Here is a 25,079-nt window from a genome sequence, read left to right as displayed (position 1 = left end):
CCAGGTGTGTCAGAAGCGGACGGGCCGGTCCACGTGGCTGGACTTGGAGTCGGTGACCGCAGGGCGCTCCATGTGCGTCATCACCGAATCCGGCCTGGTGGGCCTGATTGAAGTCAGGGAGTTCCAGACCGGAATTGGTCAGGATCACGGAATTCCAAGGTTCGATCTGACCCTCTGGCAGGGAGAATGGGCGGTCATTCCGCGCGGAGTTCGGTGTGCTTGTCGAAGCCGATGTAGAGGCGGGCCGCGGCGTTGGTGGCCAGGCGCGCCAGCGTTTCCAGCTCGCGTACGCGCAGCAGCACCGGGTGCTCGGAGTAGGCGGTGGCCGCGTCGGCGTGCAGGCGCAGGGCCTCGGCGTCCGCCTCGGCCTTCAACCGCTGGGTCCGGGCGTGGCTCTCCGCCTTGATCTGCTCGGCCTCGCGGGTGGCGAGGGCGGAGACGCGTTCGGTCTCGGCCTTCGACCGGGCCTCGATCAGTTCCCGTTCGGCCTTGGTCCTGGCCTCGACGAGCTGCGCCTCGCTGAGCCGCTCGGCGGCCAGCACCCGGTTCATGATCTCCTGGAGGTTGCCGGGGAACACCAGGTCCTTGACGTCGGCGCGCAGAATGGCGATGCCGTATCCGGACGCCGCGTCCTGGACGTCACCGAGAATGTCCTCGCTGAGCTGGTTGCGGTTGGTGAGAATGCCTTCCAGCGTCATGGACGCCAGCGAACGGCGGGCGGCGAGCTGCACGTCGCTGTAAAGGCGGTCGGTGTAGGACTCCACCTTCTCCAGCGCGGCGGCGGGATCGACGACCCGGTACTGCGTGATGATGCTGACCCGTACGGCGACCTTGTCCGAGGTCAGGATCTCCTGGCCCTTGAGCAGCAGTTCCCGTTCGCGCATGTCCACCAGCACGATCTCGACGACGGGCGTGTTCCTGCGGCGCCGCTCGGGGATCCGGTAACGGCCCGCCTCCAGGACGTCGGTCAGCCGGCCGTCCTCGTACCGCAGGCCGCGGTGGGTGGACTTGATGATGATGTCGCGCGTACGAGCCATGACGGTCTCCATGAAGGGCTGTGAAGGAGCCGCCCCGTACCGCGCCCGATGCGAAGGACGAGTTTTCGGAAGGGAAACCAGTTATCAGTGGATGACTGTTCCGAGTGCACGGTTTCCGGAAGGCCACTCGCTCCTGGACCCGTCGGGGCGACCCGTACGGAACGATAGGCCACGCTTTGCCCGTCGTCATCCGAATAACACATCGAACCTATCGGCCGACCACCACGACCGGATCGTGGAATTCTCGCTCAGCGCGCCTCCTGAATGCGGATGAGGTTGCCCGCGGGGTCGCGGAAGGCGCAGTCGCGAACGCCGTAGGGCTGCTCCATCGGTTCCTGGACGACCTCGGCGCCCCCGGCCTGCACCTTCTCGAACGTCCCGGCGAGGTCCGGGGTGGCCAGCAGGATCCACCCGTAGGTGCCCTTGGCCATCATCTCGGCGATGGTGCGGCGTTCGTCGTCGGTGATCCCCGGGTCGGCGGCCGGCGGCGCCAGCAGGATGGACGTGCCGCCACGCCCGGCCGGGCCGACCGTGATCCAGCGCATCGCGCCCTTCCCGACGTCGCTGCGGACCTCGAATCCGAGGACGTCCCGGTAGAAGGCCAGGGAGGCGTCCGGGTCGTCATGCGGAAGAACGGTGGTGTGCACGGTGAGTTCCATGCCGTCACGCTACCCGCGGCCCCGTGACCAGCACTTCTTGATTCCTGACGAGTCCATGCTCACCGTCCGTGATGGGGGTGAGGTTCCGACCTTGTGCGGAGTGTGCGGATTCGCACACCTGCGCGTGATCGACGTCGCATCATGGACGCAGCACAAGGAGCGTGGGCGAAGGGTCTGATGGTCCCAGGAGAGCGGGCGAGCTCAGGTGCCGGCATCGACGAACGTCTGTCGTCGGCCCTGCGGGCCGCGCGATGCGGCGACCAGGACGCGTTCCGCAGGCTGTACCGGGCCGTTCAGCCACGGCTGCTGCGTTACCTGCGGGTTCTGGTCGGCGACGACGCCGCCCCGGTGGCGGCGCGGACCTGGCGGGAGGTCGCGGCCGGCCTGCCCGGCTTCCACGGCGATTTCCAGCGCTTCCTGGGCTGGGTCTCGGTGATCGGACGCGGCCGCGCCATCGATCACCTGGGCGGGCGTTCGCCGGCCGAGGTGATCGAGGAGCGGCCGGGACGGGCCCGGCGCCATGATCACGATCCGGCGGGCGAGCCGCCGTCCACCGACGCCGCGATCGCCCTGATCGCCTCCCTGCCGGGCGACGAGGCGGAGGCGGTGATGCTCCGTACGGTCATGGGCCTGGACAACGCGCAGGCGGCCATGGTCATGGGCGGGAGCGCGGGCGCCGTCCAGGCGGTGGCCCTCCAGGGGCTGCGGCACCTGGCCGACCGCCTGGATCAGGCGGCCGTCCCGCCGGAGGAGCCTGGAGCCGCCGCCCGCCGGTCCCGGCGGAGCGGACGGTAGGGCGGAGAGCACGGTGACACGGCCGGTGTACGCGATGCTGAAAGGCATGTGGTGAGCCGCTGATGAGCTTCGACCACCACGATCGCCGCGACCGGCGCAGCCATCGGCGGCTCGGCAGGGCCGCCGCCGAGGACCTGCTGGCGGGCGTCTGGCGCGATCCGGAGGTGGCCGCGCATCCGGTCGCGGGCGTGCTCGCCGCCGCGGCGGCACCGGCCCGCGGTGACGAGCTCGGTGGTGAGGACGCGGCCGTGGCCGCCTTCCGCCAGGCCCGGCTCACCGCGGGACACCGGCCCGGCCGGGGGCGGACGGTGCGCCGTGCCCTGCTGAAGATCGCCACCGCCAAGGCCATCGCCGCGCTGGTGCTCGGCGCGACGGCGGCCGGTGGCGCCGCCCTGGCCACGGGCACCGGCAACCTTCCCGCTCTGGAGCGGCTGTCGCCCTCGCGCCCCTCGGCCTCCGCCACGTCCAGCACCACCGCTTCCGGTCCCGGGCAGCCGCGCCGCACTCCGTCCCCCATGACTCCGGAGCGGGGAGCGCCGGTCCCGTCGTCGCAGGCCGAGCTGTGCCGGACCTTCCTGGCCCCCGGCAAGCCGGGTCGGCACGTCTCCGACCCGGCGTTCGCTCCGTTGATCGCGGCAGCGGGCACACCCGGCAAGGTCAAGAGTTACTGCGCCAAGCTCCTGAACCGCGAGGACCAGGGGAAGAAGCCCGGCGACCCTTCGCAGAAAGGACCGGAGGGGTCCAAGAAGGACAAGAAGCCGGGCAAGGAGAAGAAGCCGAAGCCGGGAAAGCCCGAAAAGCCGGGCCAAGGACCCAAGGAGTAGCCGCCGGTCCGGCCGCGACATCGCCGGGACTGTGGGTACGAGGACAGCGAGGACCTGGAGCGCCCAGGGTCCGATGACCGACGGTTCCGGGACGTGATGACGGTGACCTCCATCGGCGGGGGCGGCGCGGCGATCAGCGAGACCCATATCGGGGTGGTGTTCTTCGTCGGCGACCGCGCCTACAAGCTCAAGAAACCGGTCGATCTGGGCTTCCTGGACTTCACCACCCGGGAGGCGCGCGAGCGCGCGCTGCACCAGGAGTCCCGGCTCAACAAGCGTTTCGCCCCCGATGTCTACCTGGGGGTGCTCGATGTCCACGACCCCGAGGGCAAGCCCTGCGATCACCTGCTGATGATGCGGCGGATGCCCGCGGACCGGCGGCTCTCCGATCTGGTGCGGGCCGGGGCGCCCGTCGACGAGGCCCTGCGCGCCGTCGCGCGCACGCTGGCGTCCTGGCATGCCCGCGCCCCCCGAGGACCCGAGATCTCCGCCGAGGGCACCCGCGACGCCCTCAGGGAGCGCTGGACGCAGAGCTTCGAGCAGGTCGGCCCCTTCCACGGCCGTGTGATCGACGCCGGTGAGGCCGAGGAGATCCGCCGCCGCGCCCTGGACTTCCTGGCCGGACGCGAACCGCTGCTGTCGGGGCGCATCGACGAGGGCCGGGTCGTGGACGGCCACGGCGACCTGCTGGCCGGGGACATCTACGCTCTGGACGACGGCCCCCGCGTCCTGGACTGCCTGGAATTCGACGACCGGCTGCGCTACCTGGACGGAGTGGACGACGCCGCGTTCCTGGCCATGGACCTGGAACGGCTCGGCCACCCCGGCCTGGCCGAACGGTTCATCGGCTGGTACTCCGAGTTCGCCGCCGACCCCGCGCCGCCCTCGCTGCGCCACCACTATGTCGCGTACCGGGCCTTCGTTCGCGCCAAGGTCGCCTGCCTGCGCCATGACCAGGGCGACGAAGACGCCGCCGCCGAGGCCGGGACGCTCACGGGCATGGCCCTGCGCCACCTGCGCGCCGGCGCCGTCGGGCTCATCCTGGTCGGCGGGCTTCCCGGCACCGGCAAGACGACCCTGGCCGGTGCCATCGCCGACCGGCTCGGATGCACGCTGCTCAGCAGCGACCGCGTCCGCAAGGAACTGGCCGGCCTGTCCCCGGGCGACTCGGCCGCCGCGCCATACGGCGAGGGCATCTACACGCCCGAGTGGGACCGCCGTACCTATACCGAGCTGGCCCGGCGAGCCGAGCGGCTCCTCGGCCTCGGCGAAACGGTGGTGCTGGACGCCTCCTGGACGTCCCGGCGCAACCGCGACCTGATCGGCGAGGTCGGGCACCGGGCGTGCGCCGAGCTGCACCCCCTGCGGTGCATGGCGGACGAGCAGGTCACCGCCGGACGCCTCCGCGACCGCGCCCCCAGCCCGTCCGACGCCGACGCGAGCATCGCCGAGGCCATGGCCGCCACCGCGGATCCCTGGCCGGAGGCCACCACCATCGACACGAGCGGCCCCCTACGCGATTCCCTTGATCAGGCACTGACGGCGATCCGCCCGCACGGCGCCGAGCATGTCTGGCACCGCCGTCCCAGAATCCCCCCGGACTGAGCGGCGGACGTCCCTACGCGCCGGTGTCGCCTTCGGCGCGGGCAACGGCCACCGGGCAGGGCGCGTGATGCACCAGCGCGTCGCTCACCGACCCGAGCAGCAACCCGCGGATGCCGCCCGTCCCGCGCGCCCCGACCACCAGCAGGCGGGCGCCGTCCGAGGCCTCCATCAGCACCTCGCGCGGCGGCCCCGGCACCACGCGGCATTGGACGTCCACCTGGGGATGGCGTTCGCGCACGGGTGCCAGCAGGCGGTCGAGCCGTCTCTCCGCGGCCTCGCGCATGACCTCCTCGTCCACCAGCGGTAGCTGCCGGACGTCCACCTCGGGGGTCCAGGCGACGACCGCCCGCAGCGGGACCCTGTGCACGTCCGCCTCGCCGAACGCCAGCTCCACCGCCGCGCGGGAGGCCGGGGAACCGTCCACGCCGACCACCACCGTCCCCGTCCCCTCGGGCGCGGGCCGCCCCTCGCCCCGGACCACCACCACCGGGCATCTGGCGTGCGCGGCCAGTTGCGCGCCGACCGAACCCAGCACGAGCCCCGCGAAGCCGCCCCGTCCCCGCGAGCCCACCACCATCAGGTCGGCCCGACGGCTGATCTCGACGAGACTCGCACCCGCCGAGCCCCGCTCCAGCAGGGGACGCGCCTCCAGTCCCGGGGCCGCCCGCCGGACGCGTTCCATCCCGGCCTCCAGCGTCCGCTCGGCCAGGCCCTCCGGATCGAGGGCAGGCATCCCCATCGACGCCCCGAAGTCGAACTCCCACACGTAGACCACGGTCATCGAGGCCCCGCGCGCCCGCGCCTCGGCGGCCGCCCAGTCCAGCGCCCGGCCGCTGGCCTCCGAACCGTCGTAACCGGCGACGACATCGCTGATCTCCCCGGCCTTCGTCATGCCCATACCGCCCCCGCCTCCTCCGGCTCGGCACTACCCCGCCACCAGGGCCTTACCCCGGGGGTGACCGGCCTTCCGGCGGCCGTCCGAAATCCGCGGAGGGAAACGGCAAACCGCGGCGCCGTCCGCGACGAATCAGCGATGTGGAGACCGACGACCCGCGTACCCCCCGCGCATGGCAGTCCACCGAGCAGCGGCGGCCCGCCGACGGGCAGGCGGCGCGCGACGACCTGGGGGAGTTGTTCGGCCGCGTCGCGAGGGGCGACCAGAGGGCCTTCGAGCAGGTCTACGACCGGCTGTCGGGGCCCGTCTACGGGCTGGTGCTGAGGATCGTCCGCGATCCCGCCCAGTCGGAGGAGGTCGCGCAGGAAGTGCTGGTGGAGCTGTGGCGCAAGGCGTCCCACTACCGGCCCGAGCGCGGCAGCGCCTTCTCCTGGGCGATGACGCTGGCGCACCGGCGCGCCGTCGACCGGGTACGGTCCGCGCAGGCGGGCAAGAACCGGGAGGTGAGGGTCACCCTGTCGCAGCGCGAGTACGACGAGGTGGCCGAGCGGGTCCACGCGCGCCTCGAACAGCAGCAGGTACGCCACTGCCTCGGCGACCTCACCGAACTGCAACGCGAGTCGATCACCCTGGCGTACTACGGCGGCTACACCTACCGTGAGGTGTCGGCGCTGCTGAACGTCAACCTGGCGACGGTGAAGACCCGTATGCGGGACGGTCTGATCCGGCTGCGCGACTGCCTGGGGGCGGACCGATGAGCCGACCGATGAACGAGGCGCACACCCTGGCCGGGGCGTACGCCCTGCACTCCCTGAACGACCTGGAACGCCGCCGCTTCGAACGCCATCTCGCGCGCTGCCCCGACTGCGCCGAGGAACTGCGGGAGCTGCGGGAGACCGTCGCGCGGCTGGCGCTGGCCGGCGACCGGCCCGCCCCGCCGTCCCTGCGCGCCAAGGTGTTCGCGGAGATCGAGCACACCCGGCAGGAACCGCCGCGCACCGCGCAGTCCCGCCGCCGCGTCCCGCGGCTACCCGGCCCCGGCCTCCTGGTCGCCGCCGTGTGCCTGGTCGCGGCGCTGGTCGCCGGCGGGGTCGCGGTGGACGCGCGGCGCGACGCCCAGCGGACGACCGCGCTCAACCGGGAGATCACCGCGATCCTGACGGCGCCGGACGCCCGGCGCGCCGCGGCACGGTCCGACGCCACCGGCGCCACGTCCGTCGTGACCTCGCGATCCCTGGACAGGGCGCTGATCACGACGGAACGGCTGCGGCCCCTTCCCGGGTCCCGGACCTACCAGTTCTGGTACATGGGCACCGGCGCGCCCCGTTCCGCCGGGACGCTGGAACCCGGCTCCGGCGACGGGACGCGCACGCTGATCGCGTCCGGTGTCGGGGACGCGCGGCAGATCGGCGTCACGATCGAGCCGCAGGGCGGATCGCCACAGCCCACCTCCCCCGTCCTCTTCGGCGTCCGGCTCGGCTGAACCGGCACGCCGGGACGGTCAGGCGCCCCGGCGGCGGGCGATCTCGTACAGGGCGATGCCCGCGGCGACGCCCGCGTTGAGGGACTCGGCCGTGCCCGGCATCGGGATCGTGGCGAGCAGGTCGCAGGTCTCGGCGACCAGCCGCCCGAGCCCCTTGCCCTCCGAGCCGACGACCAGCACGAAGGGCCCCGACGCCAGCTCCAGGTCGGCGACGGTGACACCGCCGCGGGCGTCCAGCCCGGCGACGAAACAGCCCGCCTTCTGGTACGCCTTGAGCTGCCGCGTCAGGTTGGTGGCCTGCGCGACCGGCACGGACGCCAGTGTGCCCGCCGACGCCTTCCACGTCCCCGCGGTCACCCCCGCGGCACGCCGTTCCGGCACCACCACCCCGGCCGCGCCGAACGCGGCGGCGGACCGCACGATCGCGCCCAGGTTGCGCGGGTCGGTGATCCCGTCCACCGCGACGATCAGCGGTGCCGCGCCCTTGAGCAGGTCGTCGGGATGGGCGTACCGGTACGGGCGGACCTGCAACGCGATGCCCTGGTGCACGGCGCCGTCGGTGAGCCGGTCCAGCTCGTGCTTGCCGGTCTCCAGCAGCGGGACGCCCCGGTCGGTCGCGAGCTTGATGGACTCCCTGACCCGGTCGTCGCCACCGGACGTCACGTACAGCGCGCTGCCGGGCACCCCGGCCCGCAGCGCCTCGACCACCGGGTTGCGGCCCGTCACCAGCTCCGGCGTCTCCCCGGTCGCGCGGCGCGCCCCCGCCGGACGGCCCTGCCGTGCGGGCTGCCCAACCGGCGCCTTGCCACGGCCGCCCGGCCCCAAGGTCGGGGTGCCGGTCCGCTTGGCGCTCTTCGCCGCGCGGGCACGCTGCCGTTTGGCATGCCAGTGCCGGTCCTCCGCTTTGGGAGTGGGACCCCTCCCCTTGCCTTTGGCCATCTTCGGTAAGCCTCGCGTTCTCGTATCGTCGGATCAGGCGCGCTTCAGTTCCCAGCGGGGGCCGTTGGGAGTGTCCTCGACGACGATCCCGGCCTCGGACAGGCTGTCGCGGATGGCGTCGGCGGCGGCGTAGTCCTTGCGTGCCCGAGCCGCCTGCCGCTGTTCCAGCGCCACCGCGACCAGCGCGTCCACCACGGAACGCAGGTCTCCGTCACCGGACTGGGACCACTGCTCCGACAGCGGGTCCAGCCCGAGCGTCCCGGTCATCGCCCGTACCGAGGCCAGCCGCGACCGCACCTGGTCGAGGTCGCCGGACGCCAGCGCGTTGTTGCCCTCACGCACCACCTCGTGAACGACCGCGAGCGCCTGCGGCACCCCCAGATCGTCGTCCATGGCGGCGGTGAAGCCCTCCGGCAGGTCCTCCGCCTCGGGCACCGTCCCGGCCACCTCGGCGGCGCGGGTCACGAAGCCCTCGATGCGCTGGTACGCCGACGCGGCCTCGGCCAGCGCCGCGTCCGTGTAGTCCATCAACGACCGGTAGTGCACGGCGACCAGGTAGTACCGGATCTCCACGGGACGGGCCCTGTCCAGCAGGTCGGGCAGCGTCACCACGTTCCCGACCGACTTGCTCATCTTCACGCCGTCCACCGTGAGGAGCCCGTTGTGCATCCAGTACCGGGCGAACCCGTCACCGGCGGCGCGCGACTGCGCGATCTCGTTCTCGTGGTGCGGGAAGATCAGGTCCATCCCGCCGCCGTGGATGTCGAACGTGGGCCCCAGGTACTTCGTCGCCATCGCCGAGCACTCCAGGTGCCAGCCCGGCCGCCCCTCGCCCCACGGCGTCTCCCAGGACGGCTCGCCCGGCTTGGCGCCCTTCCACAGCGCGAAGTCGATCGGGTCGCGCTTCAGATCCTCGTTCGGGGTGTCACCGGCCGAGCGCATGTTCTCCAGCCGCTGCTGGGACAGCGGCAGCACGCCGTCCTCCCCCACCCAGGACCGGACGTCGAAGTACACGTCGCCGCCCGACGGGTACGCGTGCCCGCGCTCGATCAGCCGCCGGATCAGCGCGATCATCTCCGGGATGTGCCCGGTGGCGCGCGGCTCGACCGTCGGCGGCAGGTTGCCCAGCAGCTCGTAGCCCCGGGCGAACAGCCGCTGGTTGGCCTCGGCCACCGCGAACCACGGCTCGCCCCGCTCCGCCGCCGTCGCGATGATCTTGTCGTCGATGTCGGTGATGTTGCGCGCGAAGGTCACCGCGTAGCCGGACCGGCGCAGCCACCGCACCACCACGTCGTAGATCACGCCCGAGCGCAGGTGCCCGATGTGCGGCGCGGCCTGCGGCGTGGCACCACAGACGTACAACCCCACGCGGCCCTCTTCCAAGGGCTCGAACGCGCGGACCGTACGGGTGCTCGTGTCATAAAGGCGCAGGCTCACGCGTCCAGGCTATTGGATTCCCCGGAGCGCTCGCCGCCTTCGCGCCGGACATCAGTTGCGCGACACGGCTCCCTCGTCGTCGGCGAGCGTCCTGCACACCTGGACGAAGGCGATCGCGTTCGGCATCCGGGACGCGATCGCCGACAGGCGGTGGGCCTCGTCGCGTGTCCCGACGTACACCACGCCGTTGTCGACACCGACCTTCACCACGTCCGCCCAGGAGAGCCGCTCGCCCTCCTTCTCGACCCCGTCCGGCCCGAGCGTGAACGGCCCCATCCGCACCGACTCGCCCGCCCGTACCCGCGCGAGCCGGTCGGGCAGCACCCGCCCGGTCACCTCCGCCGCGACCCGCTCCCCCAGAGCGCGGACGCCGGGCAGCTCCGGCCCGAACACGATCTCCCGCCCGTCGGCGGCGGAGACGGCGAACCGGTACCGGGTCGGGCCCTGCGCCCCGTCCCGTACCCCGGAGACCGTGACGGAGGCCAGGTCCTCCCACCTGTAGGCGGGCCGCTCGCCCCCGGCCCTCAGGATGAGCCCGCAAGCGAACAGGTAGACGGTCTTGTTGCGGGCGCGCAGGTCCGCCGGCCCGGCGAGGATCAGGCCCTTCCGGGCGAGCCACGGCACCGCCACCGCCTGGGCCGCCACGCCCAGCACGGCCACCGACCCCACGCCGGCCCGCCCGACCACCATGGCCGTCACCGCCGTGGGGACCAGCACCAGCCCGGCGAGGCCGAACAGGCCCGTCCACGTGAGCGCCCGCCAGAGGGACGCGCGGCCGTCGAACGCCCGAACGGGCTCACCGAGCTTGCGTTCAACGGCCCGTTCCAGGATCGAGGGGGGAAAGGACATGGAGGAGTGACTACCCGACTCTTGTTGGTGACCGACGGCACTGTCCCTCCCTCAATACCGTACGACCCACCCCGAGCCGCAAGCGGACCGCGAAGATCGGCCGGAAGTCGCTGCTATCCGCCGCGACGGCTGGCTACCCTCCACTTGACCCCGGTACGGCCGCCCCCGGAAACGAGTTCGCATGCCCGCTGATCCCCCCGTCCTGCCCGAATCGCGCTCCGCGCCCCGGTACGCGCGCCGGCTGCTCACCGTGGCGGGCGGCCTGGCCCTCGCGGTGCTCGCCGGTGGGGCGTTCACCCTCACCTACGACCTGCTGCGCGACTTCGCGATAGCGGGCAGGGCCGGGGAGCGCTGTGCCGCCGCGTACCCGGTCATGGCGGACGCGCTCGTCGTGATCGTGGTCCTGTCCCTCATCGTCGCCCGGGACGCTCCCTGGTGGTCCCGCTGGATCCGGGGCGCTCTGCTGCTGATCCTGCTGACGGGCACGGCCGCCATCGCCGTCCAGCACGCCGTATGGGGGTACGACTCGCTGCCCCGCACTCCCGTACGGGTGGGCGTCGCGGTGGCCCCGCACGTCATGCTGCTGATCGCCATCTGGCTCTGGTACCGCATGATCAAGCACTTCCGCACCCCGCCCGAGCCGCGGACCGTGGCCTCCGAGCCCGAGACGACACATCCGGGCACCGAGGACCCGGCGCCACCCGAGCCAGGCCCGCCACCGCTCCTGCCCACCGACGTCGAGGTGGCGCGGGCGCCGGACGCCCCGGCGCCCAGCCCGTCCGCCCAGAAGGCCGCCACCACCCAGCCGGACATCATCATGCCGCCTCACCTGGACCAGCCTCCGGAAGAGGAGTCCGAGGAGACCTCGACCCCCGGCCGCGACGCCGGCGACCGCAGCGACCTCCCCATCTGGAACTGGGACCCACCCTCCGGCTCCTACCGAAGCTCCCCCACCCCACCGGACGACTAAGGCCGCCAAGCCCCCGCCAGGGTGAACACGTCGGTTTCGGGTCAGCTTTGCCAGACGAGGCAGGTGGCTATGGCGGCCAGGCCCTCGGCTCGGCCGGTGAGGCCCAGGCCGTCGGTGGTGGTGGCGGAGAGGCTGACGGGGGCGCCGCCGAGGGCTTCGGAGAGGACCTTCTCGGCTTCGGCGCGGCGCTTGCTGATCTTGGGGCGGACGCCGATGACCTGGATGGAGACGTTGCCGATGGCGTGGCCCGACTCGGTGACCCGGCGGGCGACCTCGGCGAGCAGGTCGGGGCCCGAGGCGCCGGACCAGCGGGGGTCGGCCGTGCCGAAGACCGCGCCCAGGTCGCCCAGGCCGCAGGCCGACAGGAGGGCGTCGCAGGCGGCGTGCGCGGCGACGTCCCCGTCGGAGTGGCCGGCCAGCCCCGGGCCCTCGCCGGGCCAGTCGAGACCGGCGACCCTGAGCGGGCGGTCGGCGTCATCCGGACGCGCGAACGGGTGGACGTCGGTGCCGACGCCCACCCGTGGCAGTCCCGGAAGCGATGCGGCCGCGCCGCCGGCGGCGGCCGGCGTGCCCTGCACCGGGTTCAATTCAGCTGGTGAGGATCTCGTCGAGGAGAGCCTCGGCCTTGTCCTCGTTGGTCTTCTCGGCCAGCGCGAGTTCGCTGACCAGGATCTGGCGGGCCTTGGCGAGCATCCGCTTCTCACCGGCGGACAGGCCGCGCTCCTTATCGCGCCGCCACAGGTCACGGACGACCTCGGCGACCTTGTTGACATCTCCGGAGGCGAGCTTCTCAAGGTTCGCCTTGTAGCGCCGCGACCAGTTGGTCGGCTCCTCGGTGTAGGGCGCGCGCAGCACCTCGAACACCTTCTCCAAGCCTTCCTGGCCGACGACGTCGCGAACGCCCACGTCCTCGACGTTCTCCACTGGAACCTGCACTGTCAGGTCGCCCTTGTCGACCTTCAAGACCAGGTAGGTCTTTTCCTCACCCTTGATGGTGCGAGTCTCGATGGCCTCGATCCGAGCAGCCCCATGGTGGGGGTAGACGACGGTGTCGCCGACCTGGAAAGTCATGTGACAAGTACCCCTTCCGCTACTACCAGGGTAGCACGGGCTCGGCGGTGACCGCACCGACCTTCGCGACATTTCCGCAGGTCAAACCGCATATTGGGGTCTTGACAAAGGCTCTGGAACGTGCATTCGGGGCCTGTCGGGCACGCAGGGGACAGGGAGAAAGAGCCGCCGCGCCGCGCCTTCGGCGACAGGGCGAGGACCCGGTGAACCGCACTCGGTTCTCCTCCTCCGTATTCGCGCATACGGCTTCATACTAGAAGGTGAACATGACGGGCCGCGTGGGTACGAAGCGCCCGGAAGGTTCAAAAGGGGCCTCGAAAGGACACGACGAGGACAGTTCCGCGACTGGACGTGAGGTGCGGTGTGAGGCCAGGCGGCGACCCCGAGCCCGACGACTACGGGCTGCCCCGTGTCGATATCGTCGTGCCCGATGACGCCCGCGAACTGGATCCCGACGTCATCGCCTACCACCGCGAGGAGCGCCGCAAGCGCCGCCGCGACCGGATCCGCCGCCTGCTGCGGCCGATCACCCGCTTCGGGGTGGCCGTCCCGCTCATCGCGGGCGCCCTGATCGTCGCGCTGGTGAGCGGGGCGCTGATGACGGCGTTCGGGCCCCGCCCGGCGCCGCGTCCCACCGGCAGCCTGCTCGCGCCGCACCCGACCGCCGCGCCCGGGCAGATCGGCGGCGTGCTGCCCGCGGGCGAGGTCGCGCTGGACGGCCCGGAGCCCAGGTCGATCGGGCTACGGGAGCTGCGGCCCGGCGTGATCGGGATCGTCCCGCCGTCCTGCGGGTGCGAGCGGATCGTGGCGGAGCTGGCCACCCGCACGCGGGAGTTCGAGCTCAACTTCTGGCTGGCCGCCGACCGGCGCGGGAACCCGGCGCCCGCCGACAAGGTGCGCCGCGACCTGAAGGCCCTGGCCGGGGCCGCGCACGGTGGCACGCCGCGGATCGTGCGGGACGAGCAGGGCATCCTCGCGGGCACCTACGGGGGACCGCCCGGGGCGCAAGGGCTGACCGCCGTGCTCGTCCAGCCGGACGGCGTCGTCACGCACGTGCTGCACGCGCCGCAGCCGGGGCCCGACCTGACCGCCAAGGTCAAGTCGCTCAGCTGAGGCGACACGGCAAGGCCACCCCGAAACCAGGTCGGCCGCCCATCCTCGCTAGGCTTCGCTTGGCGTGTCCCGCCGATCAGTCACAGCTTCCAGAACGTCCTTTGCGAGGAGATCGACGCCGTGATCCGAAACAGCCGCCGAGCGGTCGCGCTCGCCATCGCGGGCGCCGTCGCCGTCGCGCCGGTGATCTCCGGCTGCGGCGCCGGCAGCCGGCCCCAGAGCGCCGCCCCCACCCAGCTGACCGAGGGCGTCAACGCCTCGGTGCCGCAGGGCGCGGCGACCTCGCAGGTGGACATCCGCAACATGTTCCTGCTCGGCCCGCGTCCCGACCAGGCGCTTCCCGCGGGCAGCTCGCTGCCGCTGTACGGGACGATCATCAACCAGGTCGAGGGACGGCAGGACCGGCTGGTCTCGGTCACCTCGCCCAGCTTCGGCTCGGCGCAGATCACCGGTGGCGCGGTGACGCTGCCCCCCGCCCGGCCGTCCGGCGAGGGCACCCCGGTCACGCTGGTCGGCGAGGCGCCCCAGCAGCCGCAGCCCGCCCAGCAGCAGGGCCGGCCGGGGCAGCCCGGCCAGCAGCAGGGGCAGCAGCAGGGCCAACAGCAAGGGCAGCAGCAGGGGCAGCAGGGCCAGGCCACGCCGACCGGCAGGGCGACGCCCGGCAGCGAGGCGCCCACCCGTGAGCCCGGGACCCCGCGGTCGACCACGGCGCCCTCTCCCCGGCCCACCACGCCGTCCCCCGACGCCGCGGCCTCCCGGCCCGCCGACACGGCCACGCCCACGCCTCCGGAGGGCGGCGCGACCGCGCAGCCGTCCAACGCCCCGATCCCGCCCCGCGGCAAGGTCCCGCTGGTCGTCCTGTCGAACCTGAACCTGCGGCAGGTGCTGGGCGGCGAGTCCATCCGGGTACGGCTCCAGTTCGAGCACGCGGGCACCATCGAGATCCTCGTCCCGGTCGTGCCGCAGCAGAACGAGTACGGCTCCTACGTGGCGGTCTCCACGGGCATCCCCGCGCCCGGCGGCTCTCCCACCCCGTCCACCCCGGAGAGCGGAACGGGCGGAACGGGCGGCGAGAGCGGCGGCCACGCCCCGGCACCGGCAGGCGGCGGCCACAACTGACGGCCCCGGAAACGACAGCGGCCCGCCCGGCGCCTTCCAGGCCCGGGCGGGCCGCTCGCTTCGTGGCCTACGGCTCGAACTTGTAGCCGAGGCCGCGCACGGTCACGATGTAGCGCGGTGTGGACGGGGTCGACTCGATCTTGGCGCGCAGCCGCTTGATGTGGACGTCCAGGGTCTTGGTGTCGCCCACGTAGTCGGCCCCCCAGACGCGGTCGATGAGCTGCATGCGGGTCAGCACCCGGCCCGCGTTGCGCAGCAGCACCTCCAGCAGCTCGAACTCCTTGAGGGGAAGCTGGACGTTCTCGCCGCCGACGCTGACCACGTGCCGCTCGACGTCCATGCGGACCGGGCCGGCCTCCAGGATGGCGGGGGCCGGCTCCTCGGCCTCGCCCTGCCGGCGCAGCACGGCGCGCATCCGGGCGATCAGCTCGCGGGTGGAGAACGGCTTGGTCACGTAGTCGTCGGCGCCGAGCTCCAGGCCCACCACCTTGTCGACCTCGCTGTCCTTGGCGGTCAGCATGATCACGGGGACGTTGGAGCGAGCGCGCAGCTCCCGGCACACCTCGGTGCCCGGCAGGCCGGGCAGCATCAGGTCCAGGAGCACGAGGTCGGCACCGTTGCGCTCGAATAGGTCCAGCGCGTCGGGGCCGGTGGCCGCCACGGCCACCTCGAAGCCCTCCTTGCGCAGGTTGTACGACAGTGCGTCGCTGAACGACTCCTCGTCTTCCACGACGAGCACGCGGGTCACGGTGTTGCCTCCTGGGCGTTGTCGATCTCAGCGCCCCGGGCGGGGCCGTCTACGGTGGCAGGACGGGTCATCGCGATTGTGCAGCATCTCGGGGGTCTCGGACGGTATTTCGAGCTCGGGACGAGGGCGTTGTACGGCGGAGGTCTCAGGAAGGTGGCGGGGCGGGTGAGGCGGTGGACGCGTCGGCCTGGGCCGACCGCCCGGCGGGCTCGAGCAGGGGCAGGCGGAGGGTGAAGGTCGATCCGGACCCCTCCTTGCTCCAGACCGTCACGTCGCCGCCGTGCTTGGTGGTGACGTGCTTGACGATGGCCAGGCCGAGGCCGGTGCCCCCGGTCTGCCGGGAGCGGGCCGGATCGACCCGGTAGAAGCGCTCGAAGATCCGTTCCAGGTCGCCGCCGGGGATGCCGATGCCCTGGTCGGTCACGTTGATCTCGACCCGGGTGTCGTCGCAGCGCCGGGTGGTGACGACCACCCGGGTGTTCTCGGGGCTGTAGGCCACGGCGTTGTCGATCAGGTTGCGCAGCGCGGTGATCAGCAGCTCCTCGTCGCCGCGGACCCGCTCGCCCGGTCCGCCGCAGCCGGTCACCTCGATGTTCTTGGCGGCGGCCTTGATCTGGGTACGGTCGATGGCCTCGTCGATGATCGCGTCCAGGGCGACCGGGCGCAGCTCGGGCAGCGGCTCGTCCCCCTGGATCCGCGACAGCGTCATCAGGTCCTGGACGAGGTTGGTCAGCCGCACCGACTCGTACTGCATGCGGCCGGCGAAGCGGCGCACCGCCTCGGGATCATCGGCCGCGCCCTCCACGGTCTCGGCCAGCAGCGACAGCGCGCCGACCGGGGTCTTGAGCTCGTGGCTGACGTTGGCCACGAAGTCCCGCCTGATCGCCTCGACCCTGCGCATCTCGGTCAGGTCCTCGGCCAGCACCAGCACCAGGCCGTGCGAGCCGAGCGGCGCCACCCGCACGGCGAACCAGCGGCCCTCGGCGCCCCGGCGGGGACGGCCGGGCCCGACCTGGATCTCGGCCTCCCGGATCTCGCCGTCGCGGCGGGACAGCCGGGCCATCGCCAGCAGCTCGTCCACCACCAGCCGGTCGCCGCTGACGATGCCGAACGCGCGGGCGGCCGAGCTGGCGCGCAGCACCACGTCCTCGCCGTCCAGGACGACGGCCGAGGAGCGCAGCACGCTCAGGACCGACGCCACTCCGGGGGGCAGCGCGCCCTGCGTGACCGCCGGCGCCGGGGCCCTCTGCGCTCGCTCGCTCACGCGCACCGCCAATCCGGTCGCGAGCCCGATCGCGAGCCCGGCAAGCCCGGCCAGACCTGCGATTATCTCGACCTCCACACCCTGGATCGTAAGTGGAGCCGGCGCGTGACCGGCACGTAGGACCAGGTGACGCGACCCCGTTTCCCGAAAGTTCACCTCATTCTCCGGGACGGTTCACGCTGGTCGGACAGGGTGTGCCCTGGGCCGGTACGCCCGGCGCCTGGCGGACGCGTCCCCCGCGTCCCCCCAGAGACCCTCACCCCTTCGCACCCCGGGATCACAATTGCGCGACGCCTACCACGAGGAGCTCGACTCCCTCTCCGACAAGCTGGTCGACATGACCCGGCTGGTCCGATCCGCGATGGCCCGCGCGGTGACCGCCCTGCTGGACGCCGATCTGCGGCTGTCGGAGGAGGTGATCAGCTCCGACGAGCAGGTCAACAAGATCGACCAGGAGATCGAGGAGACGGTCTACGACCTGATGGCCCGGCAGCAGCCGGTGGCCGGCGACCTGCGCACCCTGGTCACCTCGCTGCGGATGAGCGGGGACCTGGAGCGGATGGGCGACCTGGCGGTGCACATCGCCAAGACCGCCCGCCGCCGCCACCCCGAGCCGGCCGTCCCGCCGGAGCTCCAGGCCACGGTGCTGGAGATGGGCCAGATCGCGGAACGCATGATCGCCAAGGCGGGCAGCGTGATCGCGTCCAGGGACGTGGAGATGGGCCTGGAGCTGGACGCCGACGACGACGCGATGGACCGGCTGCACCGCAGGCTGTTCGACATCCTGCTGTCGCCGAAGTGGAAGCACGGCGTCGAGCCGGCGGTGGACATCACCCTGGCCGGGCGGTACTTCGAGCGGTTCGCCGACCACGCCGTCCAGGTCGGCGAGGACGTGGTCTACCTGGTGACGGGTCAGCGCCCCGAGGAGATGATCGACCTGTCCTGAGCGGCAGGGTAGTCTCGGGCGCGGACACCTGCAGGCGCGGGGCGGTCTTTCGCAGGAGCCGTCCCGCGCCTCCAGGCAGGCCCACTACTTCTTCTTGCGGCGGCCCTTGCCGCCCTTGTCCTTCCCGGCCTTGGGGTCGGCGGCGGGCGCGGCCGGCGCGGGCGCGGCGCCCTGGTTCTTGACGGCCTCGATGGCGGCCTTGGCGGCGGCCGGGTCGAGGTACTCGCCGCCGCGCTTGAGCGGGGCGAAGTCGTCGTCCAGCTCGTACACCAGCGGGATCCCGGTCGGGATGTTGAGCCCGACGATGTCCTCGTCGGAGATGTCGTCCAGATGCTTGACCAGGCCGCGCAGCGAGTTGCCGTGCGCGGCGACCAGCACGGTGCGCCCGGCGGCGAGGTCGGGGACGATCGAGTCGTACCAGTACGGCAGCATCCGGTCCACGACGTCGGCCAGGCACTCGGTGCGCGGGATCAGCTCCGACGGCAGCGACGCGTAGCGCAGGTCGTTGACCTGCGACAGCGGGTCGTCGTCCTTGATCGGCGGAGGCGGGGTGTCGTAGGAGCGGCGCCAGATCATGAACTGCTTGTCGCCGAACTCCTCCCGCGTCTGCGCCTTGTTCTTGCCCTGGAGCGCGCCGTAGTGCCGCTCGTTGAGGCGCCACGAGCGGCGCACCGGGATCCACAGCAGATCCGCGACGTCCAGAGCGATGTTGGCCGTGCGGATGGCCCGCTTCAGCACCGAGGTGTGCACCACGTCGGGCGTGATGTCGGCGTCGAGCAGCAGGTCGCCGCCCTTGGTCGCCTCGCTCTCGCCCTTGGTGGACAGGTCGACGTCCACCCAGCCGGTGAACAGCCCTTCGGCGTTCCAGACGCTTTCGCCATGCCGGAGCAATACCAGGGTCGCCATGCCGGAAAGCCTATCGGGCGGGTCAGGACGGGGCGCCGTCGGCCGGGTCGCGATTGGCGGGGTCGGCGAAGGACGCGAACGCCCGCAGGTTGGCCAGGCTCTCGCCCCGCTTGACCCGCCAGTCCCACTCGCGCTGGATGGACGACTTGAAGCCGCGTTCGAGCGCCTTGTCGAAGTTCTCGTCGGAGTAGGTCAGCACGCAGCCGAGCAGCCGGTCGATCTCGTCCGGGGTGATGGAGGCCAGTGGCAGCCGGCCGACGAGGTGGACGTCGCCGACCTCGTCGAGCGCGAAGCTCACCCCGTACATCCGGCCGTTGCGCTCCAGCAGGAAGCGGTAGAAGTCGGCGTGGTTCTCGTCGGGCCTGCGGCAGAAGAACGCCTCGACGTGCAGGCTGTGGTCGCCGACGATCAGCCAGGTCATGGTGGCGAGCTTGTGCTGTCCGGGCAGCTTGACGAAGAACGCCTCGGGCCTCGGCCGCTCGTACTCCAGCTCCGACGCCCGCAGGGTCTCCTCGATCACCGCGATGGGATCGCCGGTCACACCGTCACCTCCGCAGCGGCCAGCCGCGCCGGCCGGACGAGATTGGACAGGGCTCCGGTATACACCTCGAGCAGCTTGTCCACGGTGGCGTCCCACCCGAAGCCGCTCGCGTGGCGGACGGCGTTGCGGGCGAGGCGGGCGCGCAGGCGGGGCTCGGAGAGCAGGCGGCGCAGGACGGCGGCGTAGTCGTCCGGGTCGTGCCCGCGCACCAGGATGCCGGACTCGCCGTCCCGCACGGCGGTGCGCAGGCCGCCGACGGCGGACGCGACGACCGGCGTGCCGCACGCCTGGGACTCGATCGCGACCAGCCCGAACGATTCGCTGTGCGAGGGGACGACGGTGACGTCGGCGGCGCGGTACCAGTCGGCCAGCTCGCCCTGCGGGGCGGGCGGCTCGAAGCGGACGCTGCCCGTGAGGCCCAGCTCGGCGGCCAGCGACTTGAGCCCTTCGGGACGGCACCGGGCGCTGCCGCTGGGGCCGCCGACGACCGCGACGACCAGCCGTCCGCGCAGCCCGGGGTCGTCGGCGAGCAGCCGGGCGGCGGCCCGCAGCACCACGTCGGGGGCCTTCAGCGGCTGGACGCGCCCGACGAACAGCAGCACGCGGGCGTCGTCGGGCAGGCCGAGGCGCCGCCGGGCCGTGGTGCCGGCGCCGGGCGGGGTCAGCGGGGGCTCCGGCCGGAAGAGGGAGAGGTCGACGCCGGGCTCGACGGTGGCGACCCGGGCCGGGTCGGCGCCGTACAGTTCGATCAGCTCGCGGGCCTCCTCGGCGGTGTTGGCCACCAGCTGGTCGGACGCGGCGACGGCCAGCTCCTCGCCGATCACCCGTTCCTGGGGCTCGGGGGTGTCGCCCTCGGCCAGCGCCGCGTTCTTGACCTTGGCCATGGTGTGCATGGAGTGGACGAGCGGCACGCCCCAGCGCAGCTTGGCGGCCTGCCCGGCCTGGCCGGACAGCCAGTAGTGCGTGTGGATGAGGTCGTAGTGCCCGGGGTCGTGGTACGCCTCCGCGCGCAGCACCTCGGAGGTGAAGCCGCACATGTGGCGCGGCAGCTCGGTCTTCTCCAGTTCCTCGAACGGGCCGGCGACCACGTTGCGGACCAGCACGCCGGGGGCCAGCTCCGTCACGGGGGGCAGGGCCCGCGAGGTCGCCCGGGTGAAGATGTCCACCTGGACGTTCCTGGCGGCCAGCCGCCTGGCCACCTCGACGATGTAGACGTTCATCCCGCCCGCGTCGCCGGTCCCCGGCTGGTCCAGGGGGGACGTGTGGACGCTGATCGTCGCGACGCGATTGATCCGACGCGGCACCGCACACCACCTCCAGTGGGGAAACCTACCGATCTCCCCGCCTGTTCCCCCAAGCCGGACCCTCGCTGGCGTCGATCAACCGGGCCTGGGAGTCTGGGGTCCATGCGCAAGACGGCAGTGGTGACGGGAGCAAGCAGCGGGATCGGCGCGGCCACGGCCAGGAGGCTGGCCGCGGAGGGCTTCAACGTGGTGCTGGCCGCCCGGCGGCGGGAACGGCTGGACGCCCTCGCCAAGGAGATCGCCGAGGAGGTGCCGGGCGCGGGCAAGGCGGCCGCGGTCACCCTGGACGTGACCGATCAGTCGTCCGTGGACGCGCTGGCGGCGGGTCTGGCCGAGTGCCATGTCCTCGTCAACAACGCCGGCGGCGCGATCGGCCTCGAACCGGTGGCCGAGGCGGACCCGGCGGACTGGCAGGCGATGTACGACACCAACGTGCTGGGACTGCTGAGGGTGACCAAGGCGCTGCTGCCCAAGCTGATCGGGAGCGGCGACGGCCATGTCGTCAACATCACGTCGCTGGCCTCGCACAACCCGTACGAGGGCGGCGCCGGGTACAACGCGGCCAAGATGGGGGCGTACGCGGTGAACGAGGTGATGCGGCTGGAACTGGTCGCGGAGCCGGTGCGGATCACCGAGATCGCGCCGGGGCTGGTGAAGACGGACGAGTTCTCGCTGGTGCGCTTCCGCGGCGACGCGGAGCGGGCGAAGAAGCCGTACGAGGGCGTCCGCGAGCCGCTGGTGGCCGAGGACGTGGCCGACTGCGTGGCCTGGGTGGTGACCCGGCCCTCGCATGTCAACATCGACCGGATCGACGTCCAGCCGCGCGTCCAGGCCACCGCCACCAAGATCCATCGCGAGCACTGAGCCGCGCCGGGGGGTCGTGTGCCGCCCGCCCCGCCGGGGATCGGCGGACGGTGGCTCGGGACCAAGGATCGTTGGACCGTTCCCGGGGTATGCGTCCAGATGGCATGACCGAATCCCGGGACGGAGCGGGAGATGACCCAGCGGACCTTCGTGCTGCCCTACGACGGCGCAGGGGCGGCCGATCCCGCCGTGACCGGCCACAAGGGCGCGGCGGTGGCGCGGCTGGCGGCGGCCGGGCTGCCGGTCCCGGCGGGTTTCCTGGTGACCGCCGAGGCGTACCGGGCGTTCATCGACGACAACGGGCTGCTTGAGCCGATCCTGGGGCTGGCGGCACGGGTCGATCCCGATCTTCCCGCCACGGCGGAGAGGGCCGCGCGGCAGATCGCCGAGCTGATGGAACGGTGCGACCTGCCGATGGAGGTGGCGGGCCCGGTCCGCTGGGGGTACGCGGGCCTGGGCGCCCAGGACGATCCGGTGGCGGTGCGTTCGTCGGCGACGGCCCTGGACGGGTGGCCGCCACCTGTGGGATGGCACGAGACCGTCCTGAACGTGCGCGGGGAGGCGGCGCTCTTGGACGCGATCCGCCGGTGCTGGGCGTCGCTGTGGTCGGCGCCCGCCATCGAGCACCGCGTCCGCAACGGCATCGATCACGGCGAGGCCACGCAGGCGGTGCTCGTCCAATGCCTGGTGTCCGCGGAGGCGTCCGGCACCATGGTCACCACGACGGCGAGCCCCGGCCGGATCCTGCTGAACGCGGCGTGGGGCATGGGGGAGCCCGTCATCACGGGACGGGTCACACCGGACGCCCTCGTTCTGGAGAAGGGCACCGGGACCGTCCTGGAACGGCGGACCGCCGACAAGGCGACGATGACCGTCCCGCGCAGGGCGCCGGGCGAGGCCGGCACGCAGGAGGAGCCCGTGCCGGACCGGTGGCGGACTTTGCCCGTCCTCGGCGACGACCAGGCGGCGGCGCTGGCGCGGCTGGGCGAACGGATCGAGGCGCTGTACGGGCGGCCACTGATGATCGAGTGGGCCCTGCACGACGGCAACCCGTTCGTCCTCCAGGCGCGTCCCCTGGAGGACGACAGGGGGTGGGAGGACACCGAGGAGTGGAACGACAGCCTGTCCGGTGACTACCTGTGGACCAGCGCCAACATGGGCGAGGCCGTCCCGGACGTGATGACGCCCTGCACCTGGTCACTGGTGCAGATGTACATGCACGAGACGATGCCTGCGTCCACGGTCCCGGGGTTCCCGGAAATCCGCGCGTACGGCAACATCGGCGGCCGCCTCTACATGAACCTGAGCGTGGCCAACGCCTTCGCCCGCGTGCTCGGAACGGGGAAACGGGCGGGCAGAGCGGGTCTCGAACAGGTCTTCGGCAAGGTGCCGCCCGAGGTGAGGATCCCGCCGCTGCCGGTGTCGAAGGCGGAGGTCGCCCGGTGGCTGCTGCCGGTCGCCGCCAAGGCCAGGCTGAAGGCCCGCGCGGACGGCAGGCGGCTGCCCGACTTCCTGGCGTCCTCGCCGGGACGGTGCGAGGCGCTGCGCGACCGGATCCAGGTGGAGACCGATCCGGGCGCGCTGCTGCACCTGTGGGGCCAGGCGCTGCTGCCGTTCTTCCGTGAGGCGTGCCACATGCTGGGCGCCGCCCGCCGTCGGCGCGCCCCCTCCCTGATCATGTTGCGGCGCGAGCTGGCCCGGCTGGCGGGCGAGGCGGACGCCGACGCGATGCTCGCCGGCCTCGGGAGGCCGGGCGGCCCCGTACCGGCGGGCCTCGGCCCGGTCATCGGGCTGGCCGAGCTGGCCCGCGGCGAGATCGACAGGGCGACCTACCTGCGGGAATGGGGGCATCGCGGCGCGCACGAGTTCGAGATCTCCGCACCCCGCCCGGCCGAGGAGCCGGAGGGCGTGCACGTCCCCGCGAACTCGGCGTCCGGCCATGACGCGGTGGAACTGCTGGGACGGCAGCGGGACGCGAGCCGTGCGGCCTGGAAACGGTTTAGCGCACGCCATCCGGGGAGGGTGGCGGGCGTGCGGCGCCGGGTCGGGCGCTGGGCGCGGGCCGCCTACCAGCGCGACGCGGCCCGCTCGGAGGTCATGCGCGTGTACGCGGTGATCAGGGCGTTCGTGCTGCGGGCCGGTGAGCTCACCGGCCGCCGCGACGACCTGTTCTACCTGACCATCGACGAGATCCTGGCCGTGCTGGACGGGGACGCCCGCCCGCTGGAGAGGGTCGCGGTCCGGCGGCGCACCTACGATCGCTATCGCGCGCTCGCCCCGTACCCGGTGCTGATCAGGGGGCCGTTCGAGCCGGTCGCCTGGGCCGGCGCCCGGGTGCGCCGCACCGACCTCTTCGACGCGACCGATCCGCTGGCCGGATACGGGACGCGCGGGCCCGAGAACGCCTCGATCAGCGGCTTCCCCGGCGTGGCCGCGGTCGTGGAGGGAACGGTGCGGGTCCTCGACGCCCCCGAGCACGGCGGGGAGCTGCGGCCCGGCGAGGTGCTGGTCACGTCGGCGGCGAACATCGGGTGGACGCCGCTGTTCCCGGTCGCGGCGGCGGTCGTCACCGACGTCGGCGCGCCCCTGTCACCGGCCGCGACCGTGGCCCGCGAGCTGGCCGTCCCGGCGGTCGTGGGCTGCGGGAACGCCACGATGCGGCTGCGCACCGGCGACCGTGTCCGGGTGGACGCGGGACGCGGCACCGTCCGGCTCCTCACCGTGTCCGGCCGGGACGGGGACGTCGGCTCCGGGCCGGGGGATCTCCGGGAGCCACAGCCGACCAGGGAAGGGTGACCTCGCCCAGCCGCCACCGGCCCCGTCCGCCGTACGGGGGGCGCGCGTAGACGGGATGCGACCGGGCCAGTAACGACACCGCCTCGATCCAGCGGGCGCGCGGCCCGAAGGCCGAGTAGGGCGCGGCGGTCGCCCAGCAGCGGTCGAAGTCGGTGAGGAGCGCGTGGACCCGTTCGCCCGGCACGTTGCGGTGGATCAGCGTCTTCGGCAGCCGTTCGGCGAGGTCGGAGGGTCGTTCCAGGGTGGCGAGATGCGCGGCGAAGGTGATGGTCCGCGGTCGCGCGCTCCCGGCGCCGTCCCCGCCGAGGGCGACCCAGACGGCGCGGCGGCCGATCTCGTCGCACGTCCCCTCGATGAGGACGCCGCCGGGGGAGAGCCGCGCGCACAGGTCGTCCCAGGCCCGCCAGGCCGCGGGCTCCGCGTACTGGCGCAGCACGTTGAAGGCGCGTACCAGGTCGGGCGGCCGGTCCACGGGGAGTTCGAAGCCGCCGTGCCGGAACGACAGGCCCTCGTAGGCGCCGCCCGCGATCACCGCCCGGCCCGCCGCGACCCGATCCGGGTCGATCTCGATGCCGGTGACCTCCAGGCGCGGGGCGACGGCGCGCAGGCGCCGGTAGAACTCGACCGTGGTCACCGGGGACGCCCCGTACCCGAGGTCGACCGCCAGCGGGGCCGGCCCGGCGCGGAGGCCGCCGCTCTGCGTGGCCGCGATCCAGCGGTCGACGCGGCGCAGCCGGTTGGGCGCGGTCGTCCCCCGCGTCACCTCTCCCTGAGGCCCGTTCCTCTGAGGCTCGTGCCCCTGAAGCCCGTGCCTCTGAGGCGTGTGTGCCCTCGCCACCGCAGCGCCGCCTCCCGTCCGCCAGAAGACGGTAGCCGATCGCTGACATTGACGACACAACACGACATCCTGGTCT

The 25,079-nt window shown here is 72.8% G+C and carries 25 protein-coding genes; 11 read left to right on the top strand and 14 right to left on the bottom strand.

Translation table 11 applies throughout. The features are described 5' to 3' along the window. Positions 1–194: 194 nt before the first annotated feature. On the bottom strand, positions 195–1,037 hold the full coding sequence (locus ACGWYJ_RS24190; protein ID WP_395108624.1) for a slipin family protein: 843 nt from the start codon (positions 1,035–1,037) through the stop codon (positions 195–197). Between the two features lie 248 nt (positions 1,038–1,285). Then, positions 1,286–1,696 carry a VOC family protein gene (locus ACGWYJ_RS24185; RefSeq protein WP_395108623.1) on the bottom strand — a complete coding sequence of 137 codons (411 nt, stop codon included), beginning with the start codon at positions 1,694–1,696 and terminating at the stop codon, positions 1,286–1,288. 141 nt (positions 1,697–1,837) lie between these two features. On the opposite strand from ACGWYJ_RS24185, the gene ACGWYJ_RS24180 reads away from it, so the two are divergent. From ACGWYJ_RS24180 to ACGWYJ_RS24170, 3 genes are all read left to right on the top strand, one after another. Beyond that, positions 1,838–2,491, top strand: a complete 654-nt coding sequence (locus tag ACGWYJ_RS24180; protein WP_395108622.1) for an RNA polymerase sigma factor — start codon at positions 1,838–1,840, stop codon at positions 2,489–2,491. Between the two features lie 62 nt (positions 2,492–2,553). Next, positions 2,554–3,315: a hypothetical protein gene (locus ACGWYJ_RS24175; protein WP_395108621.1), complete on the top strand. Its 762-nt coding sequence runs from the start codon at positions 2,554–2,556 to the stop codon at positions 3,313–3,315. Between the two features lie 96 nt (positions 3,316–3,411). After that, a complete protein-coding gene (locus tag ACGWYJ_RS24170) occupies positions 3,412–4,920 on the top strand; it encodes an AAA family ATPase (RefSeq protein WP_395108641.1) in 1,509 nt (502 codons plus the stop codon). A 13-nt stretch (positions 4,921–4,933) separates the two neighbouring features. On the opposite strand, the gene ACGWYJ_RS24165 is transcribed toward ACGWYJ_RS24170, so the two are convergent. Beyond that, positions 4,934–5,818, bottom strand: a complete 885-nt coding sequence (locus ACGWYJ_RS24165) for a universal stress protein (RefSeq protein ID WP_395108620.1) — start codon at positions 5,816–5,818, stop codon at positions 4,934–4,936. Between the two features lie 137 nt (positions 5,819–5,955). On the opposite strand from ACGWYJ_RS24165, the gene sigK reads away from it, so the two are divergent. Further along, the gene (sigK, locus tag ACGWYJ_RS24160; RefSeq protein WP_395108619.1) at positions 5,956–6,573 is read left to right on the top strand and encodes an ECF RNA polymerase sigma factor SigK; all 618 of its coding nucleotides are present in this window, start codon (positions 5,956–5,958) and stop codon (positions 6,571–6,573) included. Positions 6,574–6,581: 8 nt separating this feature from the next. Beyond that, the gene (locus ACGWYJ_RS24155; RefSeq protein ID WP_395108618.1) at positions 6,582–7,298 is read left to right on the top strand and encodes an anti-sigma factor domain-containing protein; all 717 of its coding nucleotides are present in this window, start codon (positions 6,582–6,584) and stop codon (positions 7,296–7,298) included. Positions 7,299–7,316: 18 nt separating this feature from the next. On the opposite strand, the gene rlmB is transcribed toward ACGWYJ_RS24155, so the two are convergent. The 3 genes from rlmB to ACGWYJ_RS24140 are packed head-to-tail and all read right to left on the bottom strand — an operon-like array spanning position 7,317 to position 10,523. Continuing rightward, on the bottom strand, positions 7,317–8,237 hold the full coding sequence (gene rlmB / locus ACGWYJ_RS24150) for a 23S rRNA (guanosine(2251)-2'-O)-methyltransferase RlmB (protein WP_395108617.1): 921 nt from the start codon (positions 8,235–8,237) through the stop codon (positions 7,317–7,319). 33 nt (positions 8,238–8,270) lie between these two features. After that, positions 8,271–9,674, bottom strand: coding sequence for a cysteine--tRNA ligase (gene cysS / locus ACGWYJ_RS24145; RefSeq protein ID WP_395108616.1), 1,404 nt, complete (start codon positions 9,672–9,674; stop codon positions 8,271–8,273). A 51-nt stretch (positions 9,675–9,725) separates the two neighbouring features. Continuing rightward, on the bottom strand, positions 9,726–10,523 hold the full coding sequence (locus ACGWYJ_RS24140) for a DUF6585 family protein (protein ID WP_395108615.1): 798 nt from the start codon (positions 10,521–10,523) through the stop codon (positions 9,726–9,728). Positions 10,524–10,704: 181 nt separating this feature from the next. Between ACGWYJ_RS24140 and ACGWYJ_RS24135 the strand changes: the two genes are divergently transcribed. Further along, positions 10,705–11,493 (top strand): DUF2637 domain-containing protein, encoded by a 789-nt coding sequence (locus ACGWYJ_RS24135; protein ID WP_395108614.1) that lies wholly within the window; start codon positions 10,705–10,707, stop codon positions 11,491–11,493. A 41-nt stretch (positions 11,494–11,534) separates the two neighbouring features. Here the strand turns inward: ACGWYJ_RS24135 and ispF are convergent, their stop codons facing one another. Then, on the bottom strand, positions 11,535–12,011 hold the full coding sequence (gene ispF, locus ACGWYJ_RS24130) for a 2-C-methyl-D-erythritol 2,4-cyclodiphosphate synthase (protein WP_395108640.1): 477 nt from the start codon (positions 12,009–12,011) through the stop codon (positions 11,535–11,537). Positions 12,012–12,081: 70 nt separating this feature from the next. Continuing rightward, positions 12,082–12,564 (bottom strand): CarD family transcriptional regulator, encoded by a 483-nt coding sequence (locus ACGWYJ_RS24125; RefSeq protein ID WP_285701713.1) that lies wholly within the window; start codon positions 12,562–12,564, stop codon positions 12,082–12,084. Between the two features lie 363 nt (positions 12,565–12,927). Here ACGWYJ_RS24125 and ACGWYJ_RS24120 point away from each other — a divergent pair, with 363 nt between their 5' ends. Both ACGWYJ_RS24120 and ACGWYJ_RS24115 read left to right on the top strand, forming a co-directional pair. Further along, positions 12,928–13,677 (top strand): hypothetical protein, encoded by a 750-nt coding sequence (locus ACGWYJ_RS24120; protein ID WP_395108613.1) that lies wholly within the window; start codon positions 12,928–12,930, stop codon positions 13,675–13,677. 120 nt (positions 13,678–13,797) lie between these two features. Continuing rightward, on the top strand, positions 13,798–14,796 hold the full coding sequence (locus ACGWYJ_RS24115) for a hypothetical protein (RefSeq protein WP_395108612.1): 999 nt from the start codon (positions 13,798–13,800) through the stop codon (positions 14,794–14,796). Positions 14,797–14,863: 67 nt separating this feature from the next. On the opposite strand, the gene ACGWYJ_RS24110 is transcribed toward ACGWYJ_RS24115, so the two are convergent. Next, positions 14,864–15,544 carry a winged helix-turn-helix domain-containing protein gene (locus ACGWYJ_RS24110; RefSeq protein WP_395108611.1) on the bottom strand — a complete coding sequence of 227 codons (681 nt, stop codon included), beginning with the start codon at positions 15,542–15,544 and terminating at the stop codon, positions 14,864–14,866. Positions 15,545–15,689: 145 nt separating this feature from the next. Further along, on the bottom strand, positions 15,690–16,886 hold the full coding sequence (locus tag ACGWYJ_RS24105; RefSeq protein ID WP_395108610.1) for a sensor histidine kinase: 1,197 nt from the start codon (positions 16,884–16,886) through the stop codon (positions 15,690–15,692). 205 nt (positions 16,887–17,091) lie between these two features. Here ACGWYJ_RS24105 and phoU point away from each other — a divergent pair, with 205 nt between their 5' ends. Then, a complete protein-coding gene (phoU, locus tag ACGWYJ_RS24100) occupies positions 17,092–17,754 on the top strand; it encodes a phosphate signaling complex protein PhoU (RefSeq protein WP_395108609.1) in 663 nt (220 codons plus the stop codon). A gap of 84 nt (positions 17,755–17,838) precedes the next feature. Here phoU and ACGWYJ_RS24095 read toward each other — a convergent pair whose 3' ends face one another. The 3 genes from ACGWYJ_RS24095 to mshA are packed head-to-tail and all read right to left on the bottom strand — an operon-like array spanning position 17,839 to position 20,505. Further along, entirely contained in the window at positions 17,839–18,660 is an 822-nt protein-coding gene (locus ACGWYJ_RS24095) for a phosphoglyceromutase (RefSeq protein ID WP_395108608.1), read from the bottom strand. Between the two features lie 22 nt (positions 18,661–18,682). Then, positions 18,683–19,201 (bottom strand): YbjN domain-containing protein, encoded by a 519-nt coding sequence (locus ACGWYJ_RS24090; RefSeq protein ID WP_395108606.1) that lies wholly within the window; start codon positions 19,199–19,201, stop codon positions 18,683–18,685. Next, on the bottom strand, positions 19,198–20,505 hold the full coding sequence (gene mshA / locus ACGWYJ_RS24085) for a D-inositol-3-phosphate glycosyltransferase (protein WP_395108604.1): 1,308 nt from the start codon (positions 20,503–20,505) through the stop codon (positions 19,198–19,200). Before mshA ends, ACGWYJ_RS24090 begins: the two co-directional genes overlap by 4 nt. Before the next feature lie 102 nt (positions 20,506–20,607). On the opposite strand from mshA, the gene ACGWYJ_RS24080 reads away from it, so the two are divergent. Both ACGWYJ_RS24080 and ACGWYJ_RS24075 read left to right on the top strand, forming a co-directional pair. Then, a complete protein-coding gene (locus ACGWYJ_RS24080; protein ID WP_395108602.1) occupies positions 20,608–21,369 on the top strand; it encodes an SDR family NAD(P)-dependent oxidoreductase in 762 nt (253 codons plus the stop codon). A 132-nt stretch (positions 21,370–21,501) separates the two neighbouring features. Further along, entirely contained in the window at positions 21,502–24,165 is a 2,664-nt protein-coding gene (locus ACGWYJ_RS24075; protein WP_395108600.1) for a PEP/pyruvate-binding domain-containing protein, read from the top strand. Here the strand turns inward: ACGWYJ_RS24075 and ACGWYJ_RS24070 are convergent. Continuing rightward, complete coding sequence (locus ACGWYJ_RS24070; RefSeq protein ID WP_395108598.1) at positions 24,086–24,928, bottom strand: class I SAM-dependent methyltransferase; 843 nt, start codon at positions 24,926–24,928, stop codon at positions 24,086–24,088. The two genes, ACGWYJ_RS24075 and ACGWYJ_RS24070, sit on opposite strands and share 80 nt — an antisense overlap. Positions 24,929–25,079: the final 151 nt, after the last annotated feature.

The sequence above is a fragment of the Actinomadura sp. SCN-SB genome, from assembly GCF_043906805.1.
In the GTDB taxonomy this organism is placed as follows: Bacteria; Actinomycetota; Actinomycetes; order Streptosporangiales; family Streptosporangiaceae; genus Spirillospora.
The sequence above is the reverse complement of the archived record's forward strand: the minus strand, read 5'-3'. Positions and strand labels throughout refer to the sequence as shown.